Source organism: Streptomyces huiliensis, assembly GCF_020037025.1.
Lineage (GTDB): Bacteria > Actinomycetota > Actinomycetes > Streptomycetales > Streptomycetaceae > Streptomyces > Streptomyces huiliensis.
Map to the genome: position 1 here is coordinate 1 of NZ_JAIQLH010000072.1, position 1,881 is coordinate 1,881.

A 1,881-nucleotide genomic window follows, 5' to 3' on the forward strand; every position below is an offset into this window, starting at 1 on the left:
TGTTCCACCGGGGCAGCTCGGTGTTGCAGTAGCGGAAGATGTCGGAGGTGAGACGCAGTGTGGGAGCGGGCGGAAAGATATAGGTGCCCCGGGCGATGTACTCCTTGAGGACGTCGTTCTGGACGGTCCCGGTCAGCCGGTCCGCGGGCACGCCCTGTTCCTCGGCCACGATCTGGTACATGAGCAGCAGCAGGGCGGCCGGGGCATTGATGGTCATGGAGGTGGAGACCCGGTCCAGGGGGATGCCGTCGAAGAGGACCTGCATGTCCTCGACGGAGTCCACGGCGACGCCGACCTTGCCGACCTCGCCCCGCGCCTCGGGCGCGTCGGAGTCGTGGCCCATCTGGGTGGGGAGGTCGAAGGCGACGGACAGGCCGTGGCCGCCGTGGGCGATGAGCTGCCGGTAGCGGGCGTTGGACTCGGCGGCGGTGCCGAAGCCCGCGTACTGCCGCATGGTCCAGGGCCGCCCGGTGTACATGGTGGGGTGGACGCCGCGGGTGAAGGGGTACGCGCCGGGTTCGCCGAGGCGGGCGGCGGTGTCCCGGCCTTCGAGGTCCGCCGGCCCGTAGACGGGCCTGATGCCGAGGCCCGACTCGGTGGTCCGGGTCCGGGTGGTTTCCGACTCCTGTGCCATGGGCTGACGCCTCCCGCCGACCTCGTACAGAGGACCCGGACTGTAGCGACGGCCGGGCGGCACTGTCAGGGGACGCGCAGGCCGGAGAGGGGGGAAGGTGAGGGAGAGGAGGGAAGGGGGAGCGCGGGCAGGGCCGGGGGGACGCACCCCGCCCGCGCTGTTGCGCGGAGCCTGCGGCATGGGGGGAACTGCGGCTTCCGCGCGGCCGATGACCAGTCGGCCCACTCCCTACAGCGCCGTGGTCCCGGAAAGCGTCACACCCGGGGAGCCGGGCTGGGAAACGTCCCGCCGTACCCGGTCAGTGCCCGGCCGCGCGGCCGGACCGCCCACCGTGAGCGGCGGCGCCCCCGTCGTCCCCGTCGCCTCCGCCCCCGTGCTCCTCTTCGTCGTCCTCGCTGCCGTCGTCCTCCTCGCTCCCGTCTCCGCCACCGCCACCGCCACCGCCACCGCCACCGCCACCGCCACCGCCACCGCCACCGCCTCCGTCCCCGTCCCCGGAGACCTGGTCGTGGTCGTGGACGAGGCGGGTGCAATAGGCGCGGACGCCGGAGGGGCCGCCGGCCTGGCGTTCGAGGGCGCGGACGGCGTCCTCGTCCGCCTGCTCGCGCCACTTCCCTCGGGCGAGGTAGTCGCGGCAGAGTCCGGCGGCCTGTTCGGGGTCTCCGCCGGCGTCCCCGCGGTACGGGGAGGCCGTCTCCTCGTCCCGTTCGTCGCCCGCGCCGGGCCGGGATGGGGACCGTTCGCCCGGGTGAGGGGTGCCTCGGCCGGAGGGCGAAGAGGTGGCGGAGGGCGGGCGGACGGGCGCGTCCGCGTCCTTCCCGTCGCGCCCGTCCTCGGCGTGGCCGCCGGACGGGGCGTCGGACGCGGAGCCGAAGGGCCGGGGCCGGGCGGTGTGCGGGCCGTGTCCGCCCACGGTGCCCGCCCGGTCGTCGACCGCGGCCGGTTCGCGGCCGGCGGCGGTGAAGGGGGTGGGTACGGCGACGACGCCGGAGAGGACGGCGATGCCGCTCAGCGCACACGCGGCCAAGACCGCGACCAGCACGGCCCGGGCGGGGCGGCGGCGCGGCAGGGAGCGGGCTCCCGGACGTCCCGAGCCCTCGCTCCGGCTGTGCGGGCCGCTGCCTCGTCCGGACGGCCCGGTCGGCCCCGTCGGCCCGGACGGCCCAGGCCGACCCGGCCGGCGCGCGCGGCCGGGCTCCCGGTCCCGGCCGTGGTCCGTCACGAGAGCGGGGGCGGCTGCGGGCGCG

General features: G+C 76.3%; 2 protein-coding genes. Both read right to left on the reverse strand.

Annotated features, from left to right (window positions below):
* Positions 1-634, reverse strand: a 634-nt coding sequence (locus JNW98_RS14810) for a methylmalonyl-CoA mutase family protein (RefSeq protein ID WP_223768678.1), incomplete at its 3' end; no start/stop codon positions are given.
* 298 nt (positions 635-932) lie between these two features.
* The coding region (locus JNW98_RS14815; RefSeq protein ID WP_223768679.1) for a hypothetical protein at positions 933-1,881 on the reverse strand (949 nt) is incomplete at its 5' end.